Annotated in this window: 28 protein-coding genes and 1 pseudogene; 8 read left to right on the forward strand and 21 right to left on the reverse strand. The window is 44.6% G+C overall.

The window, feature by feature from the left end; all coding sequences use genetic code 11:
* Positions 1 to 12 precede the first annotated feature (12 nt).
* The 6 genes from dppE to proG all read right to left on the reverse strand — a co-directional run bounded on the left by dppE (position 13) and on the right by proG (position 6360).
* Positions 13 to 1662, reverse strand: coding sequence for a peptide ABC transporter substrate-binding protein (gene dppE, locus M1D94_RS14260; RefSeq protein ID WP_213407786.1), 1650 nt, complete (start codon positions 1660 to 1662; stop codon positions 13 to 15).
* Between the two features lie 2 nt (positions 1663 to 1664).
* On the reverse strand, positions 1665 to 2672 hold the full coding sequence (gene dppD, locus M1D94_RS14265; RefSeq protein WP_153256708.1) for a dipeptide ABC transporter ATP-binding subunit DppD: 1008 nt from the start codon (positions 2670 to 2672) through the stop codon (positions 1665 to 1667).
* Positions 2673 to 2676: 4 nt separating this feature from the next.
* Positions 2677 to 3639 (reverse strand): dipeptide ABC transporter permease DppC, encoded by a 963-nt coding sequence (dppC, locus tag M1D94_RS14270; RefSeq protein ID WP_014476568.1) that lies wholly within the window; start codon positions 3637 to 3639, stop codon positions 2677 to 2679.
* A 5-nt stretch (positions 3640 to 3644) separates the two neighbouring features.
* Positions 3645 to 4571, reverse strand: a complete 927-nt coding sequence (gene dppB / locus M1D94_RS14275; protein ID WP_003245446.1) for a dipeptide ABC transporter permease DppB — start codon at positions 4569 to 4571, stop codon at positions 3645 to 3647.
* A 16-nt stretch (positions 4572 to 4587) separates the two neighbouring features.
* A complete protein-coding gene (gene dppA, locus M1D94_RS14280; RefSeq protein ID WP_014479576.1) occupies positions 4588 to 5412 on the reverse strand; it encodes a D-aminopeptidase DppA in 825 nt (274 codons plus the stop codon).
* Between the two features lie 129 nt (positions 5413 to 5541).
* A complete protein-coding gene (proG, locus tag M1D94_RS14285) occupies positions 5542 to 6360 on the reverse strand; it encodes a pyrroline-5-carboxylate reductase ProG (protein WP_014479575.1) in 819 nt (272 codons plus the stop codon).
* A 168-nt stretch (positions 6361 to 6528) separates the two neighbouring features.
* Between proG and htrA the strand changes: the two genes are divergently transcribed.
* Positions 6529 to 7887: a serine protease HtrA gene (gene htrA, locus M1D94_RS14290; protein WP_015715749.1), complete on the forward strand. Its 1359-nt coding sequence runs from the start codon at positions 6529 to 6531 to the stop codon at positions 7885 to 7887.
* A 157-nt stretch (positions 7888 to 8044) separates the two neighbouring features.
* A complete protein-coding gene (locus M1D94_RS14295) occupies positions 8045 to 8215 on the forward strand; it encodes a hypothetical protein (RefSeq protein WP_021479453.1) in 171 nt (56 codons plus the stop codon).
* Positions 8216 to 8405: 190 nt separating this feature from the next.
* Here M1D94_RS14295 and M1D94_RS14300 read toward each other — a convergent pair whose 3' ends face one another.
* From M1D94_RS14300 to M1D94_RS14315, 4 genes and pseudogenes are all read right to left on the reverse strand, one after another.
* Entirely contained in the window at positions 8406 to 9377 is a 972-nt protein-coding gene (locus M1D94_RS14300; protein WP_015715747.1) for a glycosyltransferase family 2 protein, read from the reverse strand.
* A gap of 11 nt (positions 9378 to 9388) precedes the next feature.
* The gene (locus tag M1D94_RS14305; RefSeq protein ID WP_282627332.1) at positions 9389 to 11557 is read right to left on the reverse strand and encodes a glycosyltransferase family 39 protein; all 2169 of its coding nucleotides are present in this window, start codon (positions 11555 to 11557) and stop codon (positions 9389 to 9391) included.
* 7 nt (positions 11558 to 11564) lie between these two features.
* A pseudogene (locus M1D94_RS14310) lies at positions 11565 to 11710 on the reverse strand (hypothetical protein).
* 64 nt (positions 11711 to 11774) lie between these two features.
* On the reverse strand, positions 11775 to 12725 hold the full coding sequence (locus M1D94_RS14315) for a ring-cleaving dioxygenase (RefSeq protein WP_282627330.1): 951 nt from the start codon (positions 12723 to 12725) through the stop codon (positions 11775 to 11777).
* Between the two features lie 388 nt (positions 12726 to 13113).
* Between M1D94_RS14315 and steT the strand changes: the two genes are divergently transcribed.
* From steT to spoIISC, 6 genes are all read left to right on the forward strand, one after another.
* Positions 13114 to 14430, forward strand: a complete 1317-nt coding sequence (gene steT, locus M1D94_RS14320; RefSeq protein ID WP_015252262.1) for a serine/threonine exchanger — start codon at positions 13114 to 13116, stop codon at positions 14428 to 14430.
* A gap of 275 nt (positions 14431 to 14705) precedes the next feature.
* Entirely contained in the window at positions 14706 to 15323 is a 618-nt protein-coding gene (locus M1D94_RS14325; protein WP_003218470.1) for a DUF47 domain-containing protein, read from the forward strand.
* A 12-nt stretch (positions 15324 to 15335) separates the two neighbouring features.
* Complete coding sequence (locus M1D94_RS14330) at positions 15336 to 16337, forward strand: inorganic phosphate transporter (RefSeq protein WP_021479458.1); 1002 nt, start codon at positions 15336 to 15338, stop codon at positions 16335 to 16337.
* 109 nt (positions 16338 to 16446) lie between these two features.
* Positions 16447 to 17193 carry a toxin-antitoxin-antitoxin system toxin SpoIISA gene (spoIISA, locus tag M1D94_RS14335; RefSeq protein WP_003244695.1) on the forward strand — a complete coding sequence of 249 codons (747 nt, stop codon included), beginning with the start codon at positions 16447 to 16449 and terminating at the stop codon, positions 17191 to 17193.
* Positions 17193 to 17363, forward strand: a complete 171-nt coding sequence (gene spoIISB, locus M1D94_RS14340) for a three component toxin-antitoxin-antitoxin system antitoxin SpoIISB (protein ID WP_003232646.1) — start codon at positions 17193 to 17195, stop codon at positions 17361 to 17363. Before spoIISA ends, spoIISB begins: the two co-directional genes overlap by 1 nt.
* A gap of 85 nt (positions 17364 to 17448) precedes the next feature.
* Positions 17449 to 17586 carry a three component toxin-antitoxin-antitoxin system antitoxin SpoIISC gene (spoIISC, locus tag M1D94_RS14345; RefSeq protein ID WP_003232648.1) on the forward strand — a complete coding sequence of 46 codons (138 nt, stop codon included), beginning with the start codon at positions 17449 to 17451 and terminating at the stop codon, positions 17584 to 17586.
* A gap of 36 nt (positions 17587 to 17622) precedes the next feature.
* Here the strand turns inward: spoIISC and M1D94_RS14350 are convergent, their stop codons facing one another.
* Genes M1D94_RS14350 through M1D94_RS14400 form a run of 11 tightly spaced genes read right to left on the reverse strand, consistent with a single transcriptional unit; the run spans position 17623 to position 25257 of the window.
* Positions 17623 to 18516: an N-acetylmuramoyl-L-alanine amidase gene (locus tag M1D94_RS14350; RefSeq protein WP_021479459.1), complete on the reverse strand. Its 894-nt coding sequence runs from the start codon at positions 18514 to 18516 to the stop codon at positions 17623 to 17625.
* Positions 18517 to 18528: 12 nt separating this feature from the next.
* On the reverse strand, positions 18529 to 18792 hold the full coding sequence (locus tag M1D94_RS14355; RefSeq protein ID WP_003232653.1) for a phage holin: 264 nt from the start codon (positions 18790 to 18792) through the stop codon (positions 18529 to 18531).
* A 12-nt stretch (positions 18793 to 18804) separates the two neighbouring features.
* Positions 18805 to 19074, reverse strand: coding sequence for a hemolysin XhlA family protein (locus tag M1D94_RS14360; RefSeq protein WP_014479565.1), 270 nt, complete (start codon positions 19072 to 19074; stop codon positions 18805 to 18807).
* Between the two features lie 52 nt (positions 19075 to 19126).
* Complete coding sequence (xepA, locus tag M1D94_RS14365; RefSeq protein ID WP_021479461.1) at positions 19127 to 19966, reverse strand: phage-like element PBSX protein XepA; 840 nt, start codon at positions 19964 to 19966, stop codon at positions 19127 to 19129.
* 46 nt (positions 19967 to 20012) lie between these two features.
* The gene (locus M1D94_RS14370) at positions 20013 to 20177 is read right to left on the reverse strand and encodes an XkdX family protein (protein ID WP_014479563.1); all 165 of its coding nucleotides are present in this window, start codon (positions 20175 to 20177) and stop codon (positions 20013 to 20015) included.
* Positions 20174 to 20500 carry an XkdW family protein gene (locus M1D94_RS14375; protein ID WP_144500803.1) on the reverse strand — a complete coding sequence of 109 codons (327 nt, stop codon included), beginning with the start codon at positions 20498 to 20500 and terminating at the stop codon, positions 20174 to 20176. The genes M1D94_RS14370 and M1D94_RS14375 overlap by 4 nt, the downstream gene beginning before the upstream one ends.
* Positions 20501 to 20517: 17 nt before the next feature.
* On the reverse strand, positions 20518 to 22959 hold the full coding sequence (locus tag M1D94_RS14380) for a pyocin knob domain-containing protein (protein ID WP_282627329.1): 2442 nt from the start codon (positions 22957 to 22959) through the stop codon (positions 20518 to 20520).
* A 2-nt stretch (positions 22960 to 22961) separates the two neighbouring features.
* Positions 22962 to 23234, reverse strand: a complete 273-nt coding sequence (locus tag M1D94_RS14385; protein ID WP_070548850.1) for a hypothetical protein — start codon at positions 23232 to 23234, stop codon at positions 22962 to 22964.
* A complete protein-coding gene (locus M1D94_RS14390) occupies positions 23231 to 23809 on the reverse strand; it encodes a YmfQ family protein (protein ID WP_282627328.1) in 579 nt (192 codons plus the stop codon). The genes M1D94_RS14385 and M1D94_RS14390 overlap by 4 nt, the downstream gene beginning before the upstream one ends.
* On the reverse strand, positions 23793 to 24839 hold the full coding sequence (locus tag M1D94_RS14395) for a baseplate J/gp47 family protein (protein ID WP_124048337.1): 1047 nt from the start codon (positions 24837 to 24839) through the stop codon (positions 23793 to 23795). Before M1D94_RS14395 ends, M1D94_RS14390 begins: the two co-directional genes overlap by 17 nt.
* Positions 24832 to 25257 (reverse strand): DUF2634 domain-containing protein, encoded by a 426-nt coding sequence (locus M1D94_RS14400; RefSeq protein ID WP_014663657.1) that lies wholly within the window; start codon positions 25255 to 25257, stop codon positions 24832 to 24834. Before M1D94_RS14400 ends, M1D94_RS14395 begins: the two co-directional genes overlap by 8 nt.
* Positions 25258 to 25299: the final 42 nt, after the last annotated feature.

Raw genomic sequence — 25299 nt, forward strand, 5'->3', positions numbered from 1 at the left:
CAATCACCGCCATCAGTTTTTATCTGCCCATTTTAAATCGATATAGCCGACAGGGTGACGGACAATTCCTTTTACTTGTTCATTTTGCAGGTGAACCTGATTATAAAAATAAACCGGAATGATCGGCGCTTCATTGATGAGCAGCTCTTCAGCTTGATGCATAAGAGAGAACCGTGTTTTTTCATCGGCTTCATTTTTCGCCTGTTTGATCAGCTGATCGTATTCTTTATTGGCCCAGCCTGTGCGGTTCATCGAATTTCCCGTTTGAAAGGCTTCCAGAAAACTGATAGGGTCCGCGTAATCAGGCAAAAATGAGCTTTGAGAGAATTGGAATTTCAGCGCTTTTTGATCCTCTAAAAATACGTTCCATTCCATATTGGCCAGCTTTACATCGACTCCAAGGCTATTTTTCAATTTTTGCTGAATAGCTTCGGCAATCTTTTTATGCTCCGGCTTTGTGCTGTAAGTAAGCGTGATCGCAGGAAGCTTATTATAGTTTTCTTCCTTCATGCCCTTTTCGAGCAGCTGCTTCGCTTTGCTTTCGTTAGGCTTGATCAGGTCTCCGCCTGCTTCACGGAAATCTTTGCCGTCAGGCTGCGTAAACCCAGGCGATACAAAGGCGCGCGCCGGTTTTTCATTATTTTTCGTGACATACTTTACAATTTCCTCTTGATCCACAGCCATCGCAAAGGCTTTTCTGATGTTTTCATTTTGAAACGGCTCCATGTTGACATTAAATCGATAGAAATAGAGACCCGCCTGGTCAACAATATTGACGTTATCCTGATCAAGCAGCTGATCACTCAGCTCAGCAGGGACATAAGCGGTATCAAGTTCCCCTGATTGAAACATCTGGTAATCTGTATTTCTGTCACTGACCATCGCCCATTTCACCTTATCAAGTTTCACTGTATCTTTATCCCAATACGTGTCGCTTTTCTCCATTGTGATGCTGTCATCATGCTTCCATTCCGTCAGCTTAAACGGGCCGTTTCCGACAAATGTATCCGCCTCAGCAAACCACTTTGGATTGTCTTTATCGACCTTTTCATTTACCGGAAAATACGCAGGATTGGACACAACGCTCAGAAAATATTTTTGCGGTGCTTCCAGTGTAACTTCAAGGGTTCGATCATCCTTTGCCGTCACCTTCACATCATCTTTTTTCCCTTTCCCGCTGTTATATGCTTCGCCGCCTTCAATAAAATAACCTAGGAATGCCGATGAAGCGCCTTTTTTCGGATCAAGCATCCGCTTCCACGCGTATTCGAAGTCTCCGGCTGTTACAGGATCTCCGTTTGTCCATTTCGCATTTTCCCGAATCGTAAATGTGTAAGTTTTTTTATCTTTCGAAACAGACCATTTCTCCGCCATTGCCGGCTCGGGCTCATGATCTTTGCCAAGACGCGTCAGCCCCTCCATGATGTTATTTAACGGCTGCCATGACACATTATTAAAGCCGATCGGCGGATCGAATGAAGTCGGTTCATTTTCATTATTTACATACAGCACCTTTTCTCCGCTGGTTTTTGCCTTATCATGACTGCCTTCTTTTCCGGCCTGTTCATTTGCTGTGCACCCCATCAGCGCAAACGAAAGTCCTAATGCAAGACCCATGCCCCATAGCTTTTTCACTCGTTTCATCCTCTTCCCCCTTTTCATGTTCAATCCTTCGCATCCCCTGACAGCACCGCATGCTCTGCTCGTTGATCCTGCAGCCAGCAGTTGACGGTGTGCGAGTCAGATCTGATCGTCTGGCCCGGGTACACCCTGTCACACACAACCATCCTGTTCGGACAGCGGGCGGCAAACGGGCAGCCCGGCGGAGGCGAAAATAAATCCGGCGGCGTTCCGTCGATTGGGATCAGCTCAGCGCCATCTAAATCCAGCCGCGGGACAGAAGCCAGCAGTCCTTTTGTATAAGGGTGCTGCGGCTGATAAAAAATATCTTTTCTCGTGCCGATTTCCGCGATTTTCCCGGCATACATGACTGCGACTCTGTCAGATACCTGGGCAACGACCCCTAAATCATGTGTAATCAGGATGACAGACACATTCGTTTTTCTCTGAATCTCTTTAAACAGCTCTAAAATCTGTGCCTGAATGGTTACATCCAGGGCGGTGGTCGGTTCATCCGCAATTAAGATGTCAGGCTCACAAATCAGCGCCATCGCAATGACAATCCGCTGTCTCATGCCGCCGCTGAATTGGTGGGGATATTGCTTTAGGCGCTCTTCGGGATCTGGAATACCAACCAATGACAGCATGGAAAGCACCTCTTTCCGTGCCGCTTTTTTGCTCATTTTTTTGTGGCGCAATAGCGCTTCCCCCAGCTGGTCGCCGACAGTCAGCGTAGGGTTTAACGCCGTCATCGGGTCTTGAAAAATCATAGAAATGTCGGCTCCCCTGATACCTCTCATTTCTTTGTCAGAGAGACGGCAAAGGTCTTTGTTTTTAAATAGAATGCTGCCGTCTGTCACCTTCGCCGAATAAGGCGGAAGCAGGCCCATGATGCTTTGGGAGGTAACGCTTTTGCCGCAGCCGGATTCGCCGACGATCGCAAAGGTTTCTCCTTGATACAAATCAAAGCTCACCCCTCTGACCGCCTGAACCGTCCCGCCGTAAGTCGTAAAAGACACGTGCAGATTTTGGACTGACAGAACTTTTTCCATACAGCTACCTCCTCAGCTTAGGGTCAAGCGCATCCTGCAATCCGTCCCCCAGCACATTAAACGCGTACATCGTCAGAGATATGAAAAAGGCCGGAAAAAACAGGCGCCACCAATGCCCAGATAAAATCGTAGGCAGGCCGTCATTCGCCATCACGCCCCAACTTGCAAACGGAGCCTGTATGCCGAGGCCGAGAAAGCTTAAAAATGATTCTGCGAATATGGCGGCAGGTACGGTTAATGTCATTTGTACGATGATCGCTCCCATAGTATTCGGCAGCAAATTCTTTCGGATGATGCGAAAGGTTTTCGCGCCAAAGGTTTTCGAGGCGAGCACATATTCATAATTTTTAATCTGAAGCACCTGGCCTCTTACAATTCTCGCCATGCCGACCCACCCGGTCACAGTCAGCGCCACAATAATCGTGCCCAGTCCCGGTCCCATGAGCACCATCAGCAAAATGACAACAAGCAGGTACGGCAGTCCGTACAGCACTTCGATAATCCGCATCATAATGCTGTCAATCCTGCCGCCTTTATAGCCGGCAACGCCTCCGTAAATGACACCGATCAAAAAATCAATCAGTGCTGCCATCACGCCGACAAACAACGAGATTCTCGCGCCATACCATGTTCGGGTAAACACATCCCGGCCGAGTTCATCGGTGCCGAACCAATGATCGGCTGAGGGCGGAAGATTTTGTTCTGTCAGCGATTGGCGTACGACACTATGGGGCGATAAAAAGGGCCCGATAACTGCCATGACAAAAAGAAATAAAAGAATAAAGAGTCCGGCCATCGCTAATTTATTTTTTTTCAGCCTCCTCCAGGCATCCTGCGTGTATGATAAACTCGGCCGCTTGACCGAATCGGCTTCCCGATTTTTTTCCTGATTCGAGACAAACCACTCATCAGGCACCTGATTGTGCTGTTCTGGCTGGCGTTCATCCGTTTGTACAGGGAGATTCACACGCTTCACCCTTTCTTATGCAGTTTAATGCGCGGGTCTAAGAGACCGTAGGCCAAATCGACCAAAAACAGCATGATAATCAGAATGACGCTGTAAAAAACGGTCGTTCCCATAATCACGGGGTAGTCCCGCTGATTAATGCTTTCAACAAAATATTTTCCCATTCCCGGAATGGCAAAGATTTTTTCAATGACAAAGCTTCCTGTTAAGATGCTGGCGACGAGTGTGCCCAGGACGGTAATGACGGGCATGAGCGCATTTCTGAGTGCGTGTTTTACGATAATTTTGAACGGAGAAAGCCCTTTTGCTTTTGCTGTGCGGATATAATCCTGTGTCAGAACTTCAACCATGCTCGACCGTGTCAGCCTGGCAATGATCGCCATTGGCCCTACAGCAAGCGCTGCGGTCGGAAGCACCATATGAATCGGGCTCGTCCATGTCGCAGCGGGAAATAGTTTGAGATTGACAGCAAATTGCTGAATGAGCAATGTTGCCAGAATAAAATTCGGGATGGAGATGCCGAGTACTGCAAGACTCATCGCGGCGTAGTCCAAAAAGCCATTGCGGCGGAGTGCAGCGATTACGCCCAGCACCAGCCCAGAAATCACAGCAATGACAATCGCTGTCATCCCAAGCTCAAAGGAAACGGGAAATCCGCGTTCCAGCATATCATTTACGCTGTCCGACGGTTTTTTAATTGAAGGTCCGAAATCGAATGTAATGATGGATTTTAAGTAGAAAATGTATTGGAAAATGAGAGGATCGTCTAAGTGATAGTAGGCTTCGAGATTTTTTTGAACGGCTTCATTTGTGCCTCTCTCCTCGTTAAAAGGAGATCCGGGAATGACCTTCATGAGAACAAAAGTCAGGGTGGTAATCACCAAAATCGTAGCTGCCATTGCCCAAAAACGCTTTATCATGTATCGCGCCAAAGCCTAAAACACCCCTTTAGCAGAATGATGTCCGCATCGCAAGCTCAGTCATGACAAGCATCGCCTGATAGGCTTCAAGCATGTCCTTCGCCTGAAATTGAACGGTTGTAGTTCCCGTCTTGATTTCCGTTCCCGGCATCAGATTCGCCCATTCTGCTTGGCCATAATTGGCGAATTCAATGCTCAGAACTGGCCTGTCAGGCGGGGTGAGCGGCTTGACTTTGTCCTTGTTTTGCAGGGCAAACGCAGTTTTTTCTGTCAACAGCCGTCCGGCTTTCGCAGGGGACAAGCACTTCACTGCGGATCTTGAAATGGTTTGTTTGACTGCGGCTGTCGTCACGTTCGGGATAAGCTCTTCCGCTTCCTTCGCCGCCCGGTCATCCCCGGCTACCATTAATACCGGGACATCATAATAACCGGCAACGTATGCATTTAATCCAAGCTCACCGACAGGCCGATCGTTTATGTAAAAATGACGGACGCCGAAAATCATGCTGTGTGACATGACACCAGGAGTCGAGGCTCTCGCATGATAACCGAGAAACAAAGCGCCTGTAAACGTATCATCCAGTCCCTCCACCATTGAAAATGGTTTGACGTCACCAGAAATCAAGTCTGCTTCAGGGTGAAGCTTTTCAACCATCAGATTATTCATCTTCGAATGACTGTCATTGACCAGCACCTCGGTACACCCGCTGTTAAACGCTTCAGCAATACAGTAGTTTGCTTCTTCAGTCATGATAAGCCGTCCGCGTTCATAATTCCGCTTGCCGGAATCCACAAAGGTATCGTCCGGAAGACCCGAAATACCTTCCATATCTACTGACATGTACAATTTCATAACGCTCCTCCTTTTTTACTAAATTATGAATATTCTAACAAATTATATTAAAAAAAGAGGAAAAATGCAATATAACTGGGAAAAATCTCAATCATTCAGTGATAAAAAAAAGAATCCTCTTTCAAGGATTCATGTTTGTTTACCAACCTGTTCTGTAAGCAGTTCATATTTTTTCAGGGTTCTTTCAAACACCTCATCAAAAACGTCCGGCACAGAGGCGTGTATCACCTCAGCTCCCTCTCCCGTTATTCCGCCTTTGGTTGCAACACGTTCCAGCGTCTCCTCGAAAGACATATTTTTTTCGATCAGCATCTTGCCAGTTCCGTATAGCGAATGAATCAGAAAATCAAAGGCTTCTTCTTTGGACAGGCTGCTGTTTCTGACGGCAGACAGTGCCAGCTCTTCAAAGATTGCAGCTATGAATCCCGGTGCCGAGCTCGTTAAATTGCTGGCCGCATCAACATTCGATTCTTTGATTTCTCGAACACGGCTGAAAACCGATAACAATTCATTCAGACGTTCTTTTTTCTCTGCAGCCAGTGCTTCACTGTGAACGACAAGTGAGATGCCAGCTTCTGCTTCGGACGTAATGGCAGGAATAACACGTGAGATACCCGCTTCTGTTTCTGCCTCCAAAAGACGCAGCGGCACACCGGCAGCTATGGATACGATGTGAGTATTTCTGTTCACATACGGGTGCAGACGGCGCATTGTTTCGATGACATGGAGCGGCGGGACGCATATCAAAATCAATTGGCACGTATTTGCCCAATTCTCCAACGGATCAGCCGATACGTTTGGATAATCTGACAGGAGTGCCCGCAGCCGCTCCCCCTTCGTTCTCGTCTCAATAAATAGCTCATTCTCTTTTATTTGTTCATGTTTCAACAGCTGTCTGGCGATCATATCCGCCATGCTGCCATATCCAATCAATCCAATCTGTTCCATCGACTCAGTCCTTTCATATACAATATGAAGTGTACCGTTTTCCGCACTTTTTCACAATTTCCCATAATCTTTTCATTTTTATCCCACAGTTTTTGTTTATGATAAACTCAAGTCATAAACCTATCAATATAAATAGACATGTGAAAATAGAGAAACGGAGTGAACATGATGGATAACTATCGTGATGAAAACAGAACGAAAGGTAATGAGAATGAGGTCTTTTTAACGAAAGAGAACGATCAGAGCACCTCCTACTCGGCCCGCAATGTCATTCATGATCAGGAGAAGAAAAAACGAGGATTCGGATGGTTCAGACCGTTGCTTGGCGGAGTGATCGGCGGCAGTCTTGCCCTTGGCATTTACACGTTTACACCGCTTGGCGACCATGATTCTCAGGACACTGCAAAACAATCATCCAGCCAGCAGCAAACGCAATCTGTTACAGCAACAAGCACCTCCTCTGAATCTAAAAAAAGCTCATCAAGCTCAAGCAGTTCATCTGCATTCAAGAGCGAGGACTCTTCTAAAATCTCAGATATGGTAGAAGACCTTTCACCAGCGATTGTCGGCATTACAAATCTTCAGGCACAATCAAACAGCTCTTTGTTCGGCTCTAGTTCTTCTAATTCCAGCGAAGATACAGAAAGCGGTTCAGGGTCAGGTGTCATTTTCAAAAAAGAGAATGGCAAGGCTTATATCATTACAAATAACCATGTCGTAGAAGGGGCATCATCACTGAAGGTATCTTTATATGACGGCACTGAGGTTACTGCAAAGCTGGTAGGCAGTGACTCGTTAACTGATTTAGCCGTCCTCCAAATCAGTGATGACCACGTCACAAAAGTGGCAAACTTCGGTGATTCATCTGATCTCAGAACAGGCGAGACCGTTATTGCGATTGGGGATCCGCTTGGAAAAGATCTGTCCCGCACAGTAACACAAGGAATTGTTAGCGGCGTGGACAGAACGGTTTCAATGTCTACATCAGCCGGCGAAACGAGCATTAACGTCATTCAGACAGACGCAGCAATTAATCCAGGTAACAGCGGCGGTCCTTTGTTAAATACAGACGGCAAAATTGTCGGCATTAACAGTATGAAAATCAGTGAGGATGATGTTGAGGGCATCGGATTTGCCATTCCAAGCAATGACGTAAAACCGATTGCTGAAGAACTGCTGTCTAAAGGACAAATTGAACGTCCATATATCGGTGTCAGCATGCTTGATTTAGAACAAGTGCCGCAAAATTACCAAGAAGGCACACTCGGCCTGTTCGGCAGCCAGCTGAATAAAGGTGTTTACATCCGTGAGGTCGCTTCAGGCTCTCCTGCTGAAAAGGCCGGATTAAAAGCGGAGGATATTATCATCGGCCTAAAAGGTAAAGAAATTGATACAGGCAGTGAATTGCGCAATATCTTATATAAAGACGCAAAGATCGGTGATACCGTTGAAGTGAAAATTCTCCGAAACGGCAAAGAAATGACGAAAAAAATTAAACTTGATCAAAAAGAAGAGAAAACTTCGTAAGACATAATGCCTCAGGCCGCAAAAGCGGTCTGAGGCTTTTTATTAGATAAAAGACCTAATTGTTCTATGAAACTTTCTGACGAGATATCCGTATATCATACAGATTGACATCATTCTCATCAGACGCTAGAAACATCGTTTGCTAGGAGGCATGAACATGAAAACCGTGGGACTGAGTATGATCTGCGCAGGATTGGCTTTTCTTTTGCTGAGCTTTCTTCTCTCTGAATCGACGTTGACGTGGGGAATTGTATTGGGTACCAGTATTCTATTAAACATAACTGGTACGGCTCTAATCATGCGTTTCTTAAAAGCCCCCCCAATCTAACAGCTGACATGCAGCAAAGCCGATGACGAAATCTTTAAGTTTTGCTGTTTTTATTTCAGCATGACTGAACCGCAGTACAAGCTCACAATCTCTTCTTTACCCAATTTCCATATATCTATCAGCATCTTTTGCTTTAGATCGTGCTCAGAGCATAAAAACCCCCTGTCCGTAACGGACAGGGGGTTTAAGGTTATGACATATGCTGGTCTCTATAGAGTCTTTTATTTTCAATTCCATACGATTTTTGGACGATGTAAAGCGGCCTGTCTTTGGCTTCATCGTAGATTCTGCCGATATATTCGCCGATCACGCCCAAAATCAGAAGGACAATGCCGCTGAACAGGAGCTGGATCACAATAAGTGATGACCAGCCGGTAATCGTGCTGTCTGTGAATAGCTTCAGATACAGCACGATAAACATATACAGAAATCCAGCACCTGACATTAAAATCCCCGCATAGCTTGCCAGCTTCAGCGGTTTATGTGAAAATGTCGTGATGCCGTCCATTGACAGCTTCAGCATTTTCTTGAGCGGGTACTTTGTTTCTCCGGCAAGCCTTTCATCACGTACATACTCGACCGCTGTCTGTTTAAAGCCCACCCAGCTGACTAGCCCTCTGACAAATGGATTTTTTTCTTTTAATCTCTTCATTTCATCACAGACTTTTCTGTCCATGAGACGAAAATCCCCCGTATCAATCGGGATATCAATATCTGTCATACCGCTGAGAAGCCGGTAAAACATAGCCGCGGTTTGTTTTTTGAAAAAGGTTTCCCCTTTTCGTTTAGTCCGCACGGCGTACACGACCTCATAGCCTTCCTTCCACTTTTCAATCATATCTAAAATCAGTTCAGGAGGGTCCTGCAAATCGGCGTCAATGACGACGATTGCATTCCCCTGTGCATAATCCATACCCGCCGTAATGGCGATCTGGTGTCCAAAATTCCTTGAAAAATCAATAATTTTCACTCTCGGATCGATCAGGCTGTGCTCTCTTAAAATCTCAATACTGCGGTCTTTGCTGCCATCGTTGACAAAAAGCAGCTCGTAGTTTTCCTTCGTTTGATCCATGACCTCTTTTAAGCGCTGATAGGTTTCATGAATGACAAGCTCTTCATTATACACAGGTACAACAATTGAATATTGAATATGTCTGCTCATGTTTTTGCCTCCTATTCATCAGCATGTAGTTCGTATAATGTTGCTAACTGATTCATTCCGCCAGGTCCGCCCATTTTGCCGTTTTCACCTGAAGCCTTGCTGCTTGATGTATCAGCCGAATCAGTATTTTCTGTTTTTTGATCAGAACTTGATTGCCATTTTTCTGATGCTACTTCTTTTCCATTTTTCTCAACCCATTCAACAATGTCATTGTTTCCGCCTCTTCCCATTCCAGAAGCCAAGAAGTATTTCACTTTTCCTTCTTTTACAAGCTTTTTGAATTGAGTCAGTGTGATCGCCGGGTCAGAACCGCTGTATCCGCCAATAGCCATGACAGCTTTTTTCGTTTTAATGATATATGGTGCCGCTGTGTTCGAATCGGTTGTGGCGAATAGGTATTCAGCTCCGGAGTTATTCTCCTCTAGATATTTGATCAGTTTTTCATTTACAGTCGCATCAGATATTCCCATGCCTTTTCCGCTCATTGATGCGAGCTGAGGGCCTGTTTCAGGCAGTGAGCTGTTGCCTCCGTACAGAAGCGGTGTACTTGCCCAATAAATCGGCATCACCAGCAATGCGAGGAGAGCTGCAAGTGAAACATAATAACTGAACGGTTTTTGGCGCTGTTTAAACAGCAGCAAAGCAATCGCTGACAACACGCCGATAACACCTACACCGATGCTCCAGCCTGCACCGATTTGATCGTTGTAGTTTCTGAGAATAAACAATTCAAATCCAGTTGTCGCAATAATTGCTCCCGGCAAAAGCCATGCTTTCCAGCCTGTCTGATTGCGGTACAGATGAACAAGAGCAACCCATCCCGCACCGACAAGAGCCGCAATCGGCGGTGCCAGCATGATGAGATAATAATGATGGAAAAATTCTGCGACACTGAAGAATCCGGCAATCGGTACAAGCCACGCAACCCAGAACACCGTTTCCTTCTGCTCTATAGATAATCTTCTTCTTTCTCTTGCGCCAGCGATCAGTAAGCCTGCGATTCCAAATATCGCAAATGGCAGAAGCCAGCTGATTTGATCAGATAACTCTTGTTGGAAAAGCCGCAGTGGACCAGGTGTTCCCGTTCCAAACATCCCTGAACCTGATTGCATTTTCGAACCGGTTCCTGTACCGCCTTTCCCTCCGTCTCCGCCGGGTCCGCCTTGGCCGCCATCTCCGCCGCTTGGAGGGCCTCCTTGACCGCCGCTTGGCATTTCTCCTCCGCTTGGCATTTGGCCATTGGATGGAGGTGCCGTCATATTGCCATTTGAGGATTTACCATCGCTTGATGAGCTACTGCTTGATGACTGATTAGGCGGTGCTTGAGTGTTATCAGAAGAAGACATTTCTTTTGAAGCGTCTTTGTTTGGCGCACCCTGGCCGCCGCCTGAATTTTGGCCTGTCAGCCGCTGGATTCCGTTATAGCCAAAAGCCAATTCCAAAACAGAGTTGGTCTGGCTGCTTCCGATATAAGGCCGCTTGCTTGCAGGGATATTGTCGACAATGAGCGGCCACGATAACGAAACGGCTGCTAATACGGCTAACGCACTTACCAGCGAAATGATTTTTTTCTTCACCGCGGCATTTGCCGCAATCAAATAGAACAATAGGAAGGCCGGTAAAATCATGTAAGCCTGCAGCATTTTTGTATTGAAACCTACTCCAACAACGAAAAACGCCGCTAACAGCCAGATCAGCTTTCCTGTTCTGATCGCTTTAAAGAGAAGCCATGTAGCAAGCAATAAGAAAAATACCAGTAATGCATCAACATTGTTTGTACGTGCTACAGCTACAGCTATCGGCGTACATGCCATAACAAATGAGGCAATACGCGCCGCCGTTTTTCCGAATGTCGGCTTTATCAGCAAGTACATAAGAAGGACTGAACCTACACCCGCCAATGCCTGAGGCAGAATGACGCTCCAGCCGTGCATACCGAATATCAGTGCGCTGATCGTTTGGATTTGGTATGTAACAGGCGGTTTATCTACTGTTATAAAGCCGGCAGCATCGAACGAAGCATAAAAGAAATTATGAAAGCTTTGCATCATACTTGTAACTGCCGCGGTGTAATAAGGATTCACCGTGTCGTCCTTCCAAATGTTATAGATATTTAAGAATGCAGATGCGAGCAAAATGAGGAGGAGGACGATATCCAGCTCGCGTTTTTTCTTTTCCACTTATTTTTCACTCCTTTTTGTCTAACTTTGAAATAGTGTAACAAGCAAATATGAATAAACTATTAATAAACAAAGACAATATTTTTGCCGAGGCCATTTCATGCCAATCATCCTATATACAGCTGGTTTCAAGCCCTTTCTCCAAATCGTAATCGGCGATGCGTTTTCCCAAAATAAAAAAGCCCTCCGGCGCGCCGGAAGGCAAATGAATCACAATTTACTGGATCGGTTTCAATTTCGCTTCAATTTCAGCTCTTCGATGCTCAAGATACGGCGGAAGAGCGATCGTTTGGCCAAGCTCATCAAGATTTTCATCTACCATAAAGCCCGGTCCGTCTGTTGATAACTCGAACAAAATGCCGTTCGGTTCTCTGAAATACAGCGCCTTGAAATAGTAGCGCTCCACAATGCCGGAATTGCTAAAGCCTTCCCGGCTGATGATCCGGTGCCACCCGGCAAGTTCTTCTTCATCTCTTACCCGAAATGCGACGTGGTGGACACTTCCTTTGCCTTGACGCTCGCGCGGAAGATCGTTTCTTTCTATTAAATGGATTTCCGTTGCAGCACCGCCTTCTCCTGATTCCAGAATAACGACGGTTCCTTGCCCTTCGACTGGTTCACGGCTGATTTCTGTAAATCCAAGAATATTCGTCAATACGTGTAAGGTTGGTTCAGCATATGGCACAGTCAGTTCAACCGGCCCTAACCCGCGAAACGAAAATTCTTCCGGAATGCCGCTCTGTTTAACAGGCAGGCCATATCCTTTTCCTTCCTCATCAGCAGTCAGCACAAGTCGCTGCCCTTCATGATCTTGAAATGCCAATATGTCACGTCCGGATCTTTTGGAGATGCCGCTGTGCGTTACTTGCTGCTCTTCAAAACGTTCTTTCCAGTAATGCAGGGCTTCTGTGCTTGGGACGCGCAAACCAATAGAAGAAATACTGTTTGTTCCCGCATGAAACGGTGCAATGCGGGGAATCTCGAAAAACGTCAGCTCAGTTCCCGGGTTTGCCACTTCATCTCCGTAGAACAGATGGTACATTGTCGGTTCATCCTGATTGACGGATTTTTTGACGAGCTTTAATCCTAATACTTTCTTATAGAAATCCAAGTTTTTTTGTGCGTCGGCCGTTAATGCCGATACGTGGTGAATGCCGTTAACTTTCATATGCTGTCCCTCCAGGTTATTTTATCTCGATTTCGAGATATCATATCATAATTGTATATTTATTGTTCTAATAACAAAGTATTTTATTCGCATGAGAAAGTCAACATATCAGCTTCACCGAAGGTTCGTTCATTTTCTGAATTCTCATCTCCCCTCTGTACCGGCTAAAATCCTAATACAGAAAACACGAACTTTACAAATAAAAATCATGAAGTTTATTCGTTTATAGATTGTTAAAACAGGTGTTTCCACAGTTTTATCTGCTGTACACAAAGCAAATTTCGAAAATCAGAAAATTTATTTTATTTCACTTTTCTAAAATAGGGTTTACAATATGAAAAAATAGATTCTTCAACATGAAGCTTCAACATCATAGGAGGTTAAGGACATGCATACTGAAGACAACGGTTTGAAAAAAGAGATAGGCCTCTTGTTTGCCCTTACTCTTGTCATCGGAACCATTATCGGTTCTGGTGTTTTTATGAAGCCCGGCGCTGTGCTTGCTTATTCAGGTGATTCAAAAACGGCGCTTTTCGCCTGGCTGTTAGGCGGTATTTTAACACTGGCGGGCGGTTTGACAATCGCGGAAATCGGAACGCAGATTCCAAAAACCGGCGGGCTTTATACGTACCTTGAAGAAGTGTACGGCGAGTTTTGGGGATTTTTATGCGGCTGGGTGCAAATTATCATTTACGGTCCAGCGATTATCGGCGCGCTGGGTTTATATTTTGGATCTTTAATGGCGAATCTTTTCGGCTGGGGATCTGGACTATCAAAAGTCATTGGAATCATAGCAGTTCTCTTTTTATGCGTCATTAATATTATTGGTACAAAATATGGCGGTTTTGTCCAAACGCTGACAACAATCGGAAAACTGATTCCGATTGCCTGCATCATCATCTTTGGCCTTTGGAAAGGCGATCAGCACATCTTCACAGCAGTAAACGAAAGCATTTCCGATATGAACTTCGGGGCGGCTATTTTAGCTACGTTGTTTGCTTATGACGGATGGATTCTCCTTGCCGCTCTCGGCGGAGAAATGAAAAATCCCGAAAAGCTGCTGCCGCGTGCAATGACGGGCGGATTATTAATTGTAACGGCGATCTATATTTTCATTAATTTTGCATTGCTCCACATCCTGTCAGCGAACGAAATTGTCACGCTTGGTGAAAATGCGACAAGCACCGCGGCAACCATGCTGTTCGGGTCAATTGGCGGAAAGCTGATCAGTGTAGGGATTATCGTCAGCATCTTTGGGTGCTTAAATGGAAAGGTGCTTTCTTTCCCGCGTGTTTCATTTGCAATGGCGGAACGCAAACAGCTTCCATTTGCTGAAAAACTGTCACATGTACACCCGTCGTTCCGCACACCATGGATTGCAATTTCTTTTCAAATTGCTTTAGCTTTGATTATGATGCTGATCAGCAACCCTGATAAGCTCTCAGAAATCTCCATTTTCATGATCTACATCTTTTATGTGATGGCCTTTTTTGCAGTGTTTATTCTCCGCAAGCGAGCAAAGGGAAAAAAGCGCGCCTACAGTGTTCCGCTTTATCCATTTATGCCAATTCTGGCAATCGCGGGCTCCTTCTTTGTGTTAGGCAGCACACTCATTACAGATACAATGAGCTGCGGATTATCCATCCTCATCGGCCTTGCCGGACTGCCTGTCTATTACGGGATGAAAAAACGAAAAGCAAGCTGATAAAACGGTTCCCTTGTTTAGGGAACCGTTTTTTGGTGAAACAGAAGATAAAAGTTGACAGGAAAAACACAACTTTTGATATACTTTTTACGTTAAGCAGAAAGTTTTTGCAAACTTGGGTCGTTTTTTTAAAGCGAAGTAGGTCAAAATAAGGAGACACGATTTATCAAAAAAGTCAAGATACGTTTTTTTCGACTTTACCTGTTTTTTTTCGACAAAAGGCTATATAATAATTTGATGTGTGCATTGTTCATTCAAACTATGGAGGGTTTTTAATGATAAGAAGAAAAAAAGATAAGTTCTCACTCCTTTTAACAGAAATTGCAAAGAACATAGACGAAACTGCAGAATATTTTGTGAATTTTAAGGTCACTAACCAAACGACTCTTAAAGAATTTGCAGATACGTTAAAGGAATATGAAACAAAAGGTGACAATCATGTTCATGTCATGATTAAAGAGCTTAACAAAGCGTTCATCACTCCTATTGAGCGCGAAGATATCCTTCAGCTGACAAACAGCTTGGATGATGTGCTTGACGGAATCGAACATTTCTCTGCCATGATGGAGATTTTCTCAATTACTTCATCAGACGAGCATATCGATAAATTCAGCGGATACATCAGAGAATGCGCGAAAGAGATTTTGATTACGATCGAGCTGCTGGCAGAAAATCGCTTAAAGGATATTCAGCCTCACGCAATCAAAATAAAAGAGTATGAGCACAGCTGTGACAACTTGCACAGAAAATCATTAAAGAATCTTTTCGGAAATGAAACAGACCCAATCAAAGTCATTCAATATCGTGAAATTTACGAAACGCTTGAAGAAATCGCCGACTCTTGTCAAAGTGTTGCCAATAATCTTGAAACCATCATTATGAAAAACGCGTAACGAGGGGTAAAAATGGATATTCTATTAATATTAACGATACTAATAGTCATTTGTGCTCTGGCGTTTGATTTCATCAACGGGTTTCATGATACGGCAAACGCAATTGCGACTTCAGTATCAACAAAAGCGTTGAAACCGCGCCATGCCATTATATTGGCGGCTGTGATGAACTTTATCGGAGCAATGACGTTTACAGGTGTTGCCAAAACCATTACGAAAGACATCGTAGATCCTTATACGCTGGAAAATGGCTCTGTTGTCATTTTGGCTGCGCTACTCGCTGCAATTGCCTGGAACCTTATCACATGGTACTACGGTATCCCAAGCAGCTCATCCCATGCCATCATCGGCGCTATTGCCGGTGCAGCCATTGCGGCAGCCGGATTTACAGCGTTAAACTATAAGGGCTTCATTAAAATCATTGAAGCACTGATTCTATCACCAATTATTGCCTTTGTCCTTGGTTTTATTCTTTATAGCATCGTTAAGCTGATTTTCAAAGACAGCAACTTGGCGAAAACGAATAAGCAATTCCGCAGAGTGCAGATTGTAACAGCTGCCCTGCAATCGTATACACACGGAACAAACGATGCGCAAAAAGCAATGGGAATTATCACAATGGCTCTCATCACAGCGAATTTACATACTTCTGCTAATGATATTCCTACCTGGGTGCAATTCGCCTGCGCGACAGCCATGGGTCTCGGAACATCAATCGGCGGCTGGAAAATCATCAAAACCGTTGGCGGAAAGATCATGAAAATCCGTCCGGTAAACGGTGTTTCCGCTGACTTAACCGGAGCAGCCATTATTTTCGGCGCCACGTTTATTCATTTGCCGGTCAGTACAACCCACGTCATTTCTTCATCAATTCTTGGCGTCGGTGCGTCCCACCGCGTAAAAGGCGTAAACTGGGGTACGGCCAAGCGAATGCTCATTACATGGGTCATCACGCTTCCTATTTCAGCGACACTTGGTGCCATCGCCTACTTTATTTTAAATATGATATTTTAATGTCACACCGCTTCTGTCAAAGGAGCGGTTTTTTTGATGGAACAGGAAAACCATCCGGATCTCTCGAATACAATAAGCAGAACCTATTTCAGATGTGAGGGATTCGAATATGGTTTTATTCTTTCAGATCATGGTCTGGTGCATCGTGGCCGGACTGGGGTTATACGTGTATGCCACGTGGCGTTTCGAAGCGAAGGTCAAAGAAAAAATGTCCGCCATCCGGAAAACTTGGTATTTGCTGTTTGTTCTGGGCGCTATGGTATACTGGACATATGAGCCCACTTCCCTATTTACCCACTGGGAACGGTATCTCATTGTCGCAGTCAGTTTTGCTTTGATTGATGCTTTTATCTTCTTAAGTGCATACGTCAAAAAACTGGCCGGCAGCGAGCTTGAAACAGACACAAGAGAAATTCTTGAAGAAAACAACGAAATGCTCCACATGTACCTCAATCGGCTGAAAACATACCAATACCTATTGAAAAACGAACCGATCCATGTTTATTATGGAAGTATAGATGCTTATGCTGAAGGTATTGATAAGCTGCTGAAAACCTATGCTGATAAAATGAACTTAACGGCCTCTCTTTGCCACTATTCGACACAGGCTGATAAAGACCGGTTAACCGAGCATATGGATGATCCGGCAGATGTACAAACACGGCTCGATCGAAAGGATGTTTATTACGACCAATACGGAAAAGTGGTTCTCATCCCCTTTACCATCGAGACACAGAACTATGTCATCAAGCTGACGTCTGACAGCATTGTCACGGAATTTGATTATTTGCTATTTACGTCATTAACGAGCATATATGATTTGGTGCTGCCAATTGAGGAGGAAGGTGAAGGATAATGGAACGTGCGTTTCAAAACAGATGCGAGCCCAGAGCGGCGAAGCCGTTTAAAATCCTGAAAAAACGTTCAACCACCAGTGTCGCAAGCTATCAAGTCAGTCCGCATACAGCAAGAATATTCAAAGAAAACGAACGGCTGATTGACGAGTATAAACGAAAAAAAGCATGATCACACTAAAAGGACAAGGGAAAACAGCTCTTGTCCTTATTCCTTTTCTTAAAGGGTTACATATAATAAATACAAACAGAGGATAATGTCAGGTGATACAGTGAAAAAATTGGTGAGGCGTGTGAAGTTTGTTGATTACGGAAGGTTTGGGCTTTCCGGGTACTCGCTTCGGGTGAGGGAGCGCAGTGCTGGAATTATTAAAAAGTTGAAGAAGAAAAAATAAATCCCGGAGCGGCTCCGGGATTTTTGTGGTCTGTGATCAGCTTAATTGCGCTGCGATCTTCGCTTTCGTCGCAGGTCCGTAAATACCGTCGGCAGTCAGGCCGTTAACAGACTGAAAACGCGCGACTGCGTCAGCTGTTTTCGGGCCGTAAATGCCGTCAATTCCGTTGTTGACAGCGCCTTTATCAGGGTAAAAATACAGAGCCGCAAGTGCTCGTTGCACCTGAAAGACGTGTTCTCCTGAGGTATAAGGTGTTGTCAATTGAATGATACCATCAGGGAGCGGATAGAGCTCGGGTTCTTCAGTGGACGATGGAGCACTTACAATTAATACTTGACCAACGCGAATAAGATTCGGGTCTTCGATATTGTTCCACTCTTGCAGCTGAGCAACCGTAACACCAAATGCTCTCGCTATGGATGTAAGTGTGTCGCCCTGTTTCACGACGTAAGTTTGGCTGCCGCCTCCCCCAATTCCTGCTTTGAACGAATCCCACGTATCTAACAATTTTCGCGGACATTCCTTCCCTGACCAATACTTATGAGGGACGACATTGGCGAGACTGATATTTTGTTCAGCCATTAATGTTTTGATGAGCCACTGGGCATTTGCTGTTGCTTTTGCAAAATCGCCATCGGCATTTTCGCAAATTTCAATTCCGATAGAAGCCCGGTTGCCGCTGCCATTTCCGTCTCCCGCATGCCAGCCGTTTTCATTCAAAGGCAGATGCTGATAAATTTCTGTATCATCAACTGTAAAATGCCAGCTTGTCGTCGTATCAGGATTTTTCAAATAGCGGGCATGGGCCGCAGCATCTGCTCCTACTGCGGTATTCGCTGTATTGTGCACCGTAATGTAGAGCGGCGTCATTGCGTAGCCTGGACGGTTATTTGCGCCAACCGGAATAAAGTCTTGAATAATGTTAACCATTTTCATCTCTCCTTATTTCGTCAGATTATTGTCCCTTAACAAGTCGCGCTGTTTTTTCCCTTTTTCTGTTACATAGTTGTTTTTAAACCAAGCGGCAAGTGTCGTTCCAATTGTAAATGCGATGGAACCGGCTGAATAAAGAGCGTCAGCGAGCTGATTGACCTGCTCCTCCTGAATGTCCAATGGTGATTTGCCGAGCATCAGCATGGTCTGGTTGATTAAAGCAATTAAAAGAAGCACCGTCCTGATGACCGTGCCCTTGTCAAACGTGTTCATGAAAATCCCCCTTTAATGCTGCAGCAGGCTGTACATAATGGCGATGGCTCCGCCAATGATGCCTGTAGACACTGCTGTAATGATGGCACCTGTGATGGTGCGTTTAATCCACGTGGTGTTTTCTTCAATTTTGTTTAATTTTTCGTTCAGCGTCATGATTTGCTGGTCTTGCCGGTCAGACACGCGTTCTAATGCAGAAACCCTCTGCTCAAGTGCTTTGTGCTCGCCTTTCATGTCTAATAAATCTTGCTGAAACACATTCACATCTGCCTCTTGCTGCATCTCTCACTCCTCCTTCACATGCAGATCACCTCCCTTCCGAGGGCCGAGACTGTTATGAAACCGCGGTCCCTTTTACCGAAAGAGTACCGCCGGTGATACTGATAATCTCCATGATAATCTCCTTAAACCCTTTTATATCAAAGGCCCATGCCTCGGCTTTTCCTAATGTACTGGAGGCAGTGGTAGCATCATCAGTTTTCACGCCTCTGATCGGCAGTTTCTGTCCTGACACCGATTTGCCCCAAAATTTGACTTCGCTCATTTCTGCTGTGCCGTAGACTTCAACGAGTAAATGCGCGGCACCGTCAACAGGTAAGGCAGTCCCCTCGCCGGCGGACTCTGCATTTTCATGAAAGACAAAGTCAAATGTTTTGCGAGCCTCGACTTTCAGCCGTCCATCGTGTGTTTGATTCTCCGCAAAGTCAATCTGTAAAGGCGTTTTTCCATTGACACGCACATCCATCTCACCCGCACCGACTGATTGGTATAATACAAACTCAGATTGCTGAAGATTCCCGTTCACATAACGGAAGCGGTAATAGCGTTTAGAAAGGTATACCCAGTCCGTCGCTGTCAGGACACCTGCTGCGACATTAACTGCTGCTGTCGTTGTCCAAACATTGTTGTTGTCGCTTTCTTCTATAAAGAGCGTACCTTCACGATCTGCATACGCCCAGCCCTTCACTTTCGAAATCAGAACTGCGCCAAGCCTGTCCTGCCCGAGCTGACTGTATGCCTCAGTCGCCTTTAAGGAAGCATTTGTTAAAATCTCCGCTACGCCTGACAAATTCGAAACAGGTGTCACAAAATCATTTTTTTCTCCTCGATAGGGCTTTACAGCGCCGGCTTTTCCAGTCCTATCGAGAGGAAATTCATATTGATACTTCACCATCTTCATCCTCCTTTGATCTAAAAACAGGCAAAATAAAAAAGCCTTACTACATGGCTTTACCGGTAATTTCTTTATACTGGTCAGCTGTGATCAGCTTTTTGTTCACACCCTCTGCCAGATCCTCAATTGAACAGTCTTTATATGCTAATGCTTGCTTTACCATATCTGCTGTCGCCCACTCATAATAGAGGGCAAGCACCCAATAATTCATTCAGAGTAATCTCCTTTCAAAGAAAGTAGTGAAAGCTTAATACCTGCCAGCTCGCTTCCCAAAGTTTTGTTCAGCTCATCAAGCTGCTTGCGTGCCAACTTTTCCTGCGACAACTCCTGAGCGAGAAGCTCTACCTGATCGGGCGGCTCGTACGGCGGGTTTTTTTGCAGCTCCTCCCACCAGGTTTCGAGTTCTTTTTGGGTTGGGATGGGGGCGCGCAGGTTCCACTCGGCTATATAAGACCCTTCCCCGTCATTCTGAACGATAAAATCTTTTGTTGGATCTGCATTGGGGTATTTATACATGATTGCTTCTGCGATCATCGTTTTTCCTCCTATACTTATACTGTAGGATAGTTAAGCCCTCCAAGTTCTTGAATGTCTATATAGTTGTATGCCTCGTTATAATCGGATACACCTCTTCTATCATCACCGCTATAATTGCAATAGCAATAGATTTCTATATAATCACCTTTGTTCATAGGAACGGTTACAGTACCATTTAAGTCAAGGTTCATTTCACTTTCCTTATCATTAAAGTCCCCCCTCAAATGGTCAATTGGTTTATACAATGATCCATTTAGATAGAGTTTCAGATGAAAATTGATGTAAGCCGGTGTATTTATCATATACAGCCCCACTCCTACTAAAAACATTCCATCATTAGGAGCAACGAATCTACTATTTTTTGTATCAAATGCATTGTGACTATCTTTTCTTTTGCGATTAAATTGAATTTTTGTGTGGGCTTTTTTATCCAAATACTGTATGCCTGTAGTTCCTATATTTGCGTGAGCAAATCCAGAAATTTTATGCCAAGCTGTCCAGCCTGACCCACTCCACCAGTGCCGTATCCATGTACCAGTACTATCAATGTAACTGCCAGATTCATTTCCAGTGCCATAAAAATATTGAACAAATCTAAAATCACTGTGTTTCTCATTTTTCACGAAGCCGTAACGAAGCGGATAACCGGTATTATTTCCTTGACCAATATCTATTAAAGTTAATCCCTGAGGATACTCATCCCCTCCAGTTCTAGCATCTGTTATTGCATCAGAACCTGAAAGTTTGGTTAATTTTTGATTTGTATAATTTGTATCTACATAGGTTTTAGCATCAGCTAAAGCTTTGTCTGCTTTTGCCTGTGCTCCTTGTGAATTTTCAATCTCCATCCACGGAGTCCATTCTTCTGAATCTTGCTTTTTATTTCGGATAAATTTTCTTCTGTTGTCTGGAATAGAAGCTGTTTCTCCCGAATAAGTAGTAAATTCTTGATACGGATAGGTACCAACATTATATACAAGCAAATACCCATTTCTATTAATAGGAGCATTTAATTCAGTCGTAGAAGAATAAATATAATAAAATCCTGTTTTAATAATATTATTTAAATCTTCATTGTAGAATTTTCCCAACGTTCCGTCATCTTGAGTCAATTTGAAAATCTGGCTGTTATTCCATTTTGTTTTATCGTTCTCCGTAACATGGATTTCCGTGTTATTCGCATGACTGTCAGTATAAAGCCTTGCTGTATTTAAAACAGATTCTAGTTCATCTGATGAAGGAATGGTAATAAACTCAGTCCAGCCTACACTATCATACCAATGACGAATAAATATTTTCTTTTGGCCTGTATTTCCAGCATAAAAGAAAAACTGAGCAAAACGGTATTTACTAGATTTTATATTCAGCACTTCACCGTATTCATGAGGATATCCTGTAGACCCTTGAAGAATTCCGACTGTGGTAATACCAATAGGATAGTTGTTTCCAGAGTATGATGCGTCCTGATAAAGTGACTCATCGCCAATTTTATTGATATTTTCACTATTCAATTCTTCTGATGTGATCAGACGTTTCCATCCTCTGAATTCTCCATCGGTATGCACCATCCCAATCCACATGGTGACTTCAAAGCTTTGGTAAGCAACAATTGTTTTTCTGCCGCTCTCACCCTCTATCACATCGTAGTTATACCAAGCATTATCATCATTAACTGGATTGTTTACTAAATTCTTACCTACACCATAATAATACCCCGTTGATAATGATAGAATATCCGTCCCATCAGGTACCCAAGTTCTTCTGCCGTTATCTTTCGTTAACTTTGTCAGTTGAGCCCCGTTCCATTTCGTACGTTCAGTATTTGTTATGTGTATGCTACTGTTAGTAGTATGATTGTCCGTATAAGATTTAGCATTTGTTTCAGCTTGATCAGCCTTCAGTTTAGATCCACTTTCTGTCTCGAAAGCATTCCACTCCGACCATTCTCCCCCCGTTAGAGTCTTTCTCCAGATGCCCCCATCATTTGTCATAGCAACTGCTTCCCCTTCTTTTTCAGAAGAGTACAAGTAAATGCCTTTAGTAGGTTGCGGAGGTGTATTCAGACCTGTTTTTGCTGTATAAAAAGTAAATGATCTCTTTTGTTGAGCAGCTACCTCGTTAAAGTCTTGTCCATTACCAATAGTGATAAAGACTGAACCATCATCTTTCGTAATCTTAGATAACTGACTGCCGTTCCATTTCTCTCGTTCTTCCTCAGTAACATGCCGCACCTGATCTTGCTCATGCTTGTCAAAATCCTTCTTCGCCGCCTGCTGCACATTATCCACTTTCCCCAGACCGATTTGCGCCTTTGTTGTGTTGTGGGGGTTGTTCATGTCGTTTTTGTGGGCGGCCAGGTCGGTGTGGGCGTCTTTTATTCCTTTTTCCCAACGGTTGACGTCATCTTCGTTGATTGGGTCGTCCGGAAGCCAGTCTGTTTTTTCTTCGTATGCCATGTTTACACCACCTCAAAGGTAAATCTGAAATCGAGTGTTCTGTTTTCGCTGACGTCCAGGTCAGTCTTTCTCTCTGTGATCACATTGCCCAGCTCGTCAAAAATTTGTACCGTTTCGATATGCTTGATGTCTTCCTCACGTTTTGTCAGAACGGTGACGGTCGCACCGTCAATGGTGAGATCTACTATTTCTGTTTTTTGGCCGTTGAGCAGCACGTGATCAATCCTGCTTTTCAGATCTGCCGCTGTGCGTTCTCTGTATATGCTTGAAATCAAGTTAAAACCACCTCATTGTTGTTAAGAGTGACAGAATAACCGACCTTGAGCTCACTGGCTGTTCGGTATCTGCGGTGATTCAGGATGACAGTATCTTTGATTTGAAGCGTCTCATTTAATCCGCCTCTGAGCGTATACGCCAAATGAGCGGGCTTCATGTTTTCTATCGCTTCGATCAGCTCATTCATGTGCTGGAGGTCATCAACATTGATATCGACGTTAAATCGGTATTCGCCGGGAATCAGGCGGACCTGTGCAGACGGGTTTTTCAAGAAACGGTTTACCGCCTGCTCAATGGCCCTGTATGTGATTGGCGGGATGTTCGACATTTTGGAAATGAGCCTCAATCGTCTGATCTTATCAGTGTCACCTGATTCCCGCGGTACGTTTAAAATCTTTTCCCAGCGGCTGAGCCCCCATGTCGCCGTCGGTATGAATAACTGATCCGTCAGATCAAATATGCTGTCATTTTGTTTATCAAACTCAGGCGCTTCCGCTTTCAGCAGCTCAGCCATTTCTTTAAGGCTGGTAAGAAACGGCGGCAGATACGCTGTCATGTCATCTTGTTTGCTCAATGATCTTCACCTGCCCAAGCTTAGGAATTTCCACGTCGCTCAGCACCAGATTTTCAGACGTGCCGTTGATTTGAATATTGGAGTAGTCACTGACTGATGGTGAATTATAGACGATATTGTTAATTTGAGAAAGGCGGATGACGTTATCTTCAAACGCCATTTTCTTAAAGAGATTTAAAACGCCTTCCTCAATTTCTGATTTCACTTCATCAATTGAGTGATTGATCTCAGGCAGCACTTCGGCAGAAATCTCAACTTCTTTCCAGACCGCGCTCTCCACTGTGACAACGGCTCCGATTGGCGCCTGTCCCTCTCCCTGTCCTGGTTCAGGGTCGATATAATCTTTCACTTTTTGAATTAAAATATGAGAAGCGGGCTCAAGATTCGCATTGGTGACGACAATTTTGACCGTGCCTTCACCGTTCCAAAGCGGGAAGATCTTTGCCTTTCCCACACCGTCCACTTCCTCAGCCCACTCTTTATAATGCATTTTATTGGCACTGACGGCCTCACGCCGAACCCTTGTAAAATACCGTTCTCGCAAGCTGTCATCTCTCTCTTCCTCGCGCCCCGGAATCAGGATTTCTTTGACTATGGCCGTTTCTAAACCGGGAATGGTATCCAATGACAGTAAATTGCGTCCGGTCAGATTGGCGTTTCCCGCTTCACCAGGTGTTTCACAGATGAGCGTCCCGTCTGCCGTATATTGAAAATAAAGATTATCCACGTAAAAGCGGGAGCCGACAGGAATAGTAACTCCAGATGTAAACTCTCCCGCTCTGACCGCCTTTGTCGCGGCTGTCCGTTCAATTCCCGCTTCCGCTGCACGCCTGTCTAAAAATTCGCCTTGTGCGGTATCAGAAAAAACTAGCTCAAGCACAGTATCCAGCCATATATAAGACTTCGCAAGCTCGGCCGCTGCTGGGGCTAACGCATTATAAATGACGCTGCCTTCTCTTGTGTCAATATCTGCGGAAATGCTGTTCAGCATACGCTCCATAATCGCTTCAAAAGTCTGATCTTCAAACATCTTCGCCAATCACCTCCTCAATCTCAAGCGTTCCTTCATCCGTCTCCACCACGAAGGACACATGAAACGCATCGCCTTGTTTTTCAATCTCAAAATCTGTTACAGCAGATATCCGGTCATCATAAACCAGCGCCTCTTCTATCAGCCTCGGAATCTCCATCTTTTTATAGGCATCCGTCGTCTCATGATCTGTCAGCACGTCCTGAAGCTCATTACCGACATTATGGCTATATACGGAATACGCATAGCGTTCTGTCTGTAAGGCGATATACACGAACTGCCTGATCGCTTCAAGCCCTGTAATCAGCTCATTCGTAATTCTTCCGTTTTCAAAATCTATTTTATACGTTTGCGAGGTTTCAATGACTTCGCTCTCATCTTCAAAATCCTCAAACTCCACTTCTGGTGTCAGGGCCATGATGCCCACTCCTTTTACATGCTAAATAAAAACCCCTTCGTA

This window comes from Bacillus sp. JZ109, from assembly GCF_053903135.1.